The organism is [Clostridium] clostridioforme AGR2157, from assembly GCF_000424325.1.
GTDB lineage: Bacteria > Bacillota > Clostridia > Lachnospirales > Lachnospiraceae > Enterocloster > Enterocloster clostridioformis_A.
In genome coordinates, this window is record NZ_AUJR01000044.1 from 36,493 (window position 1) to 43,654 (window position 7,162).

A 7,162-nucleotide genomic window follows, 5' to 3' on the forward strand; every position below is an offset into this window, starting at 1 on the left:
CCCTCCATCCGGTTTCTTTAACCACGGACAGTATTAATTCTTAAAGCTGTGGATTGGCGCCGGAATTCTTCCGCCCCTGGTTACAAATCTCCTGCAGGAGAATGTGTTCACAGGCATAACAGGAGCATAGCCCAGCAGTCCGCCGAATTCAGCTGTCTCCCCTACCTTCTTGCCAATCACTGGAATCAGGCGTACCGCAGTCGTTTTCTGGTTCACCATTCCGATGGCTGCCTCGTCCGCAATGATGCCTGCAATGGTGCTGGAAGGTGTGTCACCCGGAATGGCAATCATATCCAGACCAACGGAACAAACACAGGTCATGGCCTCCAGCTTTTCGATGGTGAGGGCTCCCATGCTGACCGCGTCAATCATTCCCTGGTCCTCGCTGACCGGGATGAATGCGCCGCTTAAACCGCCCACATAGGAGGAAGCCATAACGCCGCCCTTCTTCACCTGGTCATTGAGCATGGCAAGGGCTGCCGTTGTTCCGGGCGCGCCCACGCGCTCCAGGCCAATCTCTTCCAGTATCTCAGCTACACTGTCTCCCACCGAAGGCGTGGGGGCCAGGGACAAATCAATAATTCCAAAGGGAATGCCCATGCGCTTGGATGCTTCCTGTGCCACCAGCTGGCCTACGCGGGTAATCTTGAACGCGGTCTTCTTGATGGTTTCACAGAGCACCTCAAAGTTGGCATCCCTTACCTTTGCCAGGGCAACCTTCACAACTCCCGGACCGCTTACGCCTACATTGATGATGGCTTCGGACTCAGTCACCCCGTGGAAGGCGCCTGCCATGAACGGGTTGTCGTCAGGGGCATTACAGAATACCACCAGCTTGGCACAGCCAAGGGAGTCATGGTCCCTGGTGGCTTCGGCTGTTTCAGTCACGATTCTTCCCATCAGTTCCACCGCGTCCATGTCAATGCCTGTTTTGGTAGAGCCTACATTGACGGAACTGCACACACGCTCTGTCTGGGACAGTGCCTGGGGAATGGAGAGAATCAGGTTCTTGTCAGCCCTGGTCATGCCCTTGCTCACAAGAGCGGAATAGCCGCCGATGAAGTTTACGCCCACTTCCTTTGCAGCCATGTCCAGAGTCTTGGCTATGGTGACGAAATCCTCAGGACGCTTGCAGGCAGAACCGCCCACCAGCGCAATGGGAGTGACGGAGATACGCTTATTTACAATGGGGATACCGAAATCAGCCTCGATATCCTGGCCCGTGGAAACCAGGTCCTTTGCCAGGGTAGTGATTTTCTTATAAATCTTTTCATTGAGCGCCTCAAGATTGCTGTCCACACAGTCCAGAAGGCTTATACCCAGGGTAATGGTACGCACATCCAGCTTTTCGTGTTCAATCATGTTGTAGGTCTCATTTACCTCGTACATATTTACGTTAATCATAGTTCTTTCGTCCCTTTCTTCTGAATTACAGGCCCGCCCTATCCTCTGGGGATGCCATTAGATACGGTGCATCTTCAGGAAGATTTCTTCCCGCTGAATCTTCACGCTCACGCCGATTTCCTCTCCGACCTGTTCCAGCTCCCGGGCTACTTCGCCAAAGGACTTGGGTATGTTCTCCACGTCCACAACCATCATCATGTTGAAAAATCCCTTTACAATGGTCTGGGTGATATCCAGAATATTAATCTGGTTCTCAGCCAGGTATGTACATACGCCTGCAATGATTCCTACCCTGTCTTTCCCTACTACTGTAATGATTGCCTTATTCATCCTCATTCTCCTCACGCTTTTGTTTTATTGAAATCCGGTGAACGGATATCCATACGTTTTACAGATATATGATTTCACTCATGCAGTCCCTGCTGGCCACGGAAATAGAAAAGTCAGAAGCCCCGTAAGGACAGTCTCCCTCGTCAATCTCCAGCCGTACGGTCTCGTAAGCCAGCTCCTCGTAATTATTCTCCTTGCTGAGATGTCCCAAAAGAATCTTTTTCAGTCTGTCGTGGAGGACGCAGTTCAAAAGCCTGCCCGCATTTTCATTGGACAGATGGCCGTGATCCCCTAAAATCCTCCGTTTCAGGTAATAGGGATAAGGGCCTGTCTCCAGCATCCTCACATCGTGGTTGGATTCCAGAAGCAAGGCGTCCAGTCCCTGAAGATGGTCTATGATATACTGGTCAAAATGTCCCATATCCGTGGCCACGGCCACGGACTTCTCCCCGTTCTGTACGCGGTATGCCACCGGATTCGCAGCATCGTGGTCAATCTTAAAGGGCTTCACAGTCAAATCACCTACCATGAAATCCAAATCCGGGCATACCGGAGTCAAAAGCCCTTTATCAAATTTGCCCAGGCTGCCCGCGGCCGCAATCTCATCCAGGGTTTCCCGGGTCCCGTATATGGGAATCTCATACCTGCGCGACAGCACTCCCAGTCCCTTGATGTGGTCCGAATGCTCATGGGTAATGAGAATCCCGTTTACATCGTTTCCCGTAAGTCCTATCTCATTTAATCCCTGCTGAATCCGCTTGTTGCTGATTCCCGCATCCACCAGCAGGTGGGTGCTGTCGGAACCTATGTAAATACAGTTGCCGCTGCTTCCGCTGGCAATACTTACCATTCTCATGTTTTACAGTCCTTTTGTCTTATTTATTCCATTCTGATTTTGTTCTTCAGGAGCCTTCGGATCTGTTTTCTGGTGTCCTCCACAGATCCGTTGTTGTCGATGACCGCATCGGAAAATTCCCTGAATCCGGCTTCCGGCGCCTGGCTGTTCATGATGCTCTCCGTTTTCTCCTTTGTGTAACCGCGGCTCTCTCTGAGACGCTCCATGCGGTTCTCCCTCAATGTATAAACATACCACATTTCCCCGCAGTTGTCACGGAATTCTTTTGAGGGAATGGCCGCCTCTATGACCACCAGAGGTTCAGGGCAGGCAAGCGCCTCCCCAAAGGCGGTATTCCATACCAGGGGATGGGTCAGGCGGTCCACCTGGACGCGTTTATCAGGGCATCCAAAGATTACCTGAGCCATGGCAGGGCGGTTGATGGTTCCGTCCTCATTCAGTATGGACGGCCCCAGGCAGTCCACCACTGCCCTGTAACTGTCCCGCCCCGGCTGCATCAAATCCTTCGCCACCTGGTCCGCCTGGATGACACGGAAGCCATACTCCTCCTTCAGTATCTCCAGCACCCGGCTTTTGCCGGATCCCACACCGCCTGTAATTCCCAATATGAACTTGCTGCCTGCGGGGGATGCATTTCCTATATTTTCCATATCCTGTAACCGCCCCTTCTGATGCCGTTATTTTCCTTACTTCTTCCCCTGTTTCCTACTTGGCGTCAAACCAGGATTTTCCCACTTCCGCCTCCACTTCCAGTGAGACTCTTAAATCCGCGGCATGTTTCATCTTATCGGTCAGAATGTCCTTAACCGCGTCAATCTCATCCTGGGCCGTCTCAATCAGAAGCTCATCGTGAATCTGAAGGACGATTCTGGATTTTAAGTTTCGCTTTTTCAGCTCCCTGTCCACCGCAATCATGGCTATCTTCATAACGTCTGCCGCGGTTCCCTGGATCGGTGAATTCATGGCCACCCGCTCTCCGAACTGACGCTGCATGAAGTTTGAGGACTTAAGCTCAGGAATGGGCCGCCTCCTGCCGTACAGGGTCGTCACGTAGCCTTGCTCCTTGCCCTGCTTGACCAGTCCGTCCAGGAATATCTTAACCCCCGGATAGGTCTCAAAATATTTGTCAATGTACTCCACTGCCTCCTTGCGGGAAATGCTGAGTCCCTCGCTGAGCCCAAAGGCGCTGATGCCGTATACGATTCCGAAGTTTACTGCCTTTGCGTTGCGGCGCTGGAGGGGAGTCACTTCATCAAGGGGTACATGGAATACCTGGGATGCGGTGATGGCATGGATGTCCTGGGCGGAACGATATGCCTCGATCAGCCTCTCATCCCCTGACATGTGCGCCAGGATACGCAGTTCAATTTGGGAATAGTCCGCGTCCACAAACACACAGCCTTCCTTGGGAACAAACACCTTGCGGATTTCCCTGCCCAGAGCCATGCGCACCGGGATATTCTGAAGGTTTGGCTCCGTGCTGCTGATGCGTCCCGTAGCCGTGATGGTCTGGTTGAATTTGCCGTGAATCCTTCCGTCCTCACCGATGTAGGATGCCAGGCCTTCCGCATAGGTGGAGTTCAGCTTTGTCAGCTGGCGGTAATCCAGAATTTTCTGGACCACCGGATAATCAGGCGCCAGCTTTTCCAGTACATCCGCTGCCGTGGAATAACCTGTTTTTGTCTTTTTTCCTCCCGGAAGCTCCATCTGTTCGAAAAGAATCTCTCCCAGCTGCTTGGGGGAATTGATATTGAACTCGTGGCCTGTCTCCTGGTAGATTTCCTGTTCCAGCTTGGCGATTCCCACCTTAAGTCTGTCCCCGTATTCCTTAAGCTCAGCCCGCTCCACCTTCACGCCCTCCTGCTCCATATGGAAGAGGCTGTAAATCAGGGGCATCTCTATATCTGTATACAGGCTGTACATTCCCGTATCCTTTAACTGTCCTGCCAGGGGTACAGCGGCCTTCCACGCGGTATACCCCATGTAGCATACACAGTCAACGGCATTCTTCTCACCCTTCCATAGGGCATCTCCCAGGTCCTCCTTCGCCAGCAGATCCGCCCTGGAGGGCACGGTAAGTCCCAGATAGTCCCTGGCCAGATCATCGTAGGCATAGGTATCCTTAAGGGGGTTCAGAAGATATCCGGCCACTCCTGCGTCATACACAGGATCCGTGTCCTTAAGTTCCAGGTACCCAAGCATGGATTTTAAATCCAGCGCCCAGAACTCCTTAGCGCCGTGGCTGTCCTGGCCCTGATTATTCTGGCCGTGGCTGTCCTGGCCCTGATTTCTCCCGCACAGCGCCCTGAGCTGCTCCAGAAGATATTCACCGGTAATCTGTTCTCCTGCCGCCAGACAGTAAATTTCCTCCTCGCCCAGGCATAGGGCCAGGCCTGTCACGGGATTCAGCCCGGATCTGGCCTTTTTTCCCGCTTTTACTTCCCCGTTCTCGTCAAAGCTGAAGGACAGCTGCTCCACGGTCTCCTTTAAAGCCTCGTCACTGCCCAATATGAGCTGGAAACCCGCCAGCGCTGCGCCTGCTGCCCTGCCAAATATCTTATCCGCTGTCCTTACATCCTTCACAAGGGTGAAATGGGATTTTATATCAGGTGCAGCGGCTTCCTGGGCAGCGGTTTTGTCAAACCGGGCCAGGATGGACTTGAATTCCAGACGCTTCATATACTGGTAAGCCTCCGGGGTATACAGGTCCTCAATCCGGGCGTCCCCGTAATTAAATTCCACAGGACAGTCCGTACAGATGGCCGCCAGCTTCTTGCTCATCTGAGCCATGTCGTAATGCTCCTCCAGAGCCTTTCTGGCCCTGGGAGGCTTAAGCTCCTCCAGATGGGCATAGGCGTTCTCTATGGACTTGTACTGGGCGATGATACTGGTTGCTGTCTTCTCCCCGATGGAAGGCACGCCCGGTATATTGTCAGAGACATCCCCCATGAGGGCCTTCACATCAATGAATTCCTCAGGCGTCACCTGATACTCCCGCAGCACATCCTCCGGGAAATAGTCCTTAATCTCAGTCACACCCCTGCCGGTTCTGGGGATCCGTATCTTAATGTGTTCATCAGCCAGCTGCAGAAGATCCCTGTCCCCCGATACCACGGATACCTGGATGCCCTGGGCCTGACACCGCTTTGCCACGGTTCCCAGTATATCGTCCGCCTCAAATCCCTCCAGGGTTATGATGGGAATTCCCATGGCCTTCAGCACATCCTTCATCACAGGAATCTGCTCATGAAGCTCCTGGGGCATGGGCTTTCTCGTCCCCTTATAGGCGTCATACATCTCATGCCGGAAGGTAGGCTCCTTTAAATCAAAGGCAACGGCTGCGTGGTCCGCCTTTTCCTCCTCCAATATCTTCAGCATGATATTTAAAAAACCGTACACTGCGTTGGTATGCAGACCCTCCGAATTCGTAAGGTCCGGTACCCCGTAAAATGCCCGGTTCATAATACTGTGTCCATCAATCAAAACCAATTTATCCATTAATACGAGTTCCTTTCTGTCTCTGTCACCACATTCTGAACTGAAGCACCAGCACTACCAGCACGGCCCAGAAGCACAGTGTGTTCACCGCATAGCGGGCTGTCTCAAGGATGCCCAGGGTGTGCACCCTCTGCCGGGACAGCTCCAGGGCTGTCTCAAGGGCTCCCTTGATGTTATAGGTGCCTGTTCCCTGGTCCAGCTGGCGGATACCCACGTCCACTGTGAAGTAAATCTCCAGCTCTTCCCGGCATTCCTCGCAGGTCTCAATGTGTTTTAAGAATTCTTTCAGTTCCTCGTCCGTAATGCTGCCGTTGATATACGGCATCACCAGACGCTCCGCTTCCCTACAGGTCACAGCCAGCACCTCCTGTCTATCATTTTAATCAAATTCTTCTTACATCATACAATAAATCAGCTTACTTTTCAATGAAAGATTGGGACGCCCATCACCTGGTTAAGGGCTGATTCCTGTATCCGACCCTGACATGAACCTGACGCGGCCCTGGTTCAGGACAGTCTGCCCCTTCCTGTATTCCCTGGGAGAAACGCCTGTCAGCCGCCGGAACACATCCCCGAAATAATTGCCGTCCGAGAACCCGCAGGCCATGGCCACACCGGTCACGGACAGATCCGTATTGCGCAGCATATCCGATGCCTTCTGGACGCGGATGTAGTTCAGATACTCCTTAAAGCAGAGGCCGGTGGAGCCCTTGAATTTCTTTGAAAAATAGGTAGGGCTCATATTGGCAAATGCAGCCACCTCCCCCAGCGTCAGCCCTTCCTGATAATGCTGGTTCATGTACCGGGCCGCACTGACCATGGCCTCCTCCGTCTCCTCCAGCGCGTGCCCCTCCCCGCGGGTCTCCTGGCAGCGTCCCAATACCACAAGAATCTGGTGCAGGAGACTGCGAAGCTGTATCTGGCAGTAGCTGTCACCCTGCTTTTCCTCATCCTGCATCTGGGCCAGCAGTTCCTCTATCCTAGTACAACTCGATTTAAATAAGCTTACAATTTAAGCATTGGTAGTAATCTGATTTCTTGGCTTACGTGTCCGTGCTTTGGGCGCACGTTTCC

6 protein-coding genes and 1 pseudogene are annotated in these 7,162 nt (G+C 52.8%); all 7 read right to left on the reverse strand.

Annotated elements, in window-relative coordinates; genetic code table 11:
* Positions 1-33 precede the first annotated feature (33 nt).
* Positions 34-1,404, reverse strand: coding sequence for a PFL family protein (locus G614_RS0117720; RefSeq protein ID WP_027643023.1), 1,371 nt, complete (start codon positions 1,402-1,404; stop codon positions 34-36).
* A 57-nt stretch (positions 1,405-1,461) separates the two neighbouring features.
* Complete coding sequence (locus tag G614_RS0117725) at positions 1,462-1,734, reverse strand: ACT domain-containing protein (protein ID WP_027643024.1); 273 nt, start codon at positions 1,732-1,734, stop codon at positions 1,462-1,464.
* 58 nt (positions 1,735-1,792) lie between these two features.
* The gene (locus G614_RS0117730) at positions 1,793-2,590 is read right to left on the reverse strand and encodes an MBL fold metallo-hydrolase (RefSeq protein WP_027643025.1); all 798 of its coding nucleotides are present in this window, start codon (positions 2,588-2,590) and stop codon (positions 1,793-1,795) included.
* A 23-nt stretch (positions 2,591-2,613) separates the two neighbouring features.
* Complete coding sequence (gene coaE, locus G614_RS0117735) at positions 2,614-3,240, reverse strand: dephospho-CoA kinase (protein ID WP_027643026.1); 627 nt, start codon at positions 3,238-3,240, stop codon at positions 2,614-2,616.
* A gap of 55 nt (positions 3,241-3,295) precedes the next feature.
* On the reverse strand, positions 3,296-6,088 hold the full coding sequence (gene polA, locus G614_RS0117740) for a DNA polymerase I (RefSeq protein WP_027643027.1): 2,793 nt from the start codon (positions 6,086-6,088) through the stop codon (positions 3,296-3,298).
* Between the two features lie 25 nt (positions 6,089-6,113).
* Positions 6,114-6,443 carry an anti-sigma factor family protein gene (locus G614_RS0117745; protein ID WP_027643028.1) on the reverse strand — a complete coding sequence of 110 codons (330 nt, stop codon included), beginning with the start codon at positions 6,441-6,443 and terminating at the stop codon, positions 6,114-6,116.
* A 99-nt stretch (positions 6,444-6,542) separates the two neighbouring features.
* A pseudogene (locus G614_RS27910) lies at positions 6,543-7,070 on the reverse strand (helix-turn-helix transcriptional regulator); the annotation flags it as partial.
* Positions 7,071-7,162: the final 92 nt, after the last annotated feature.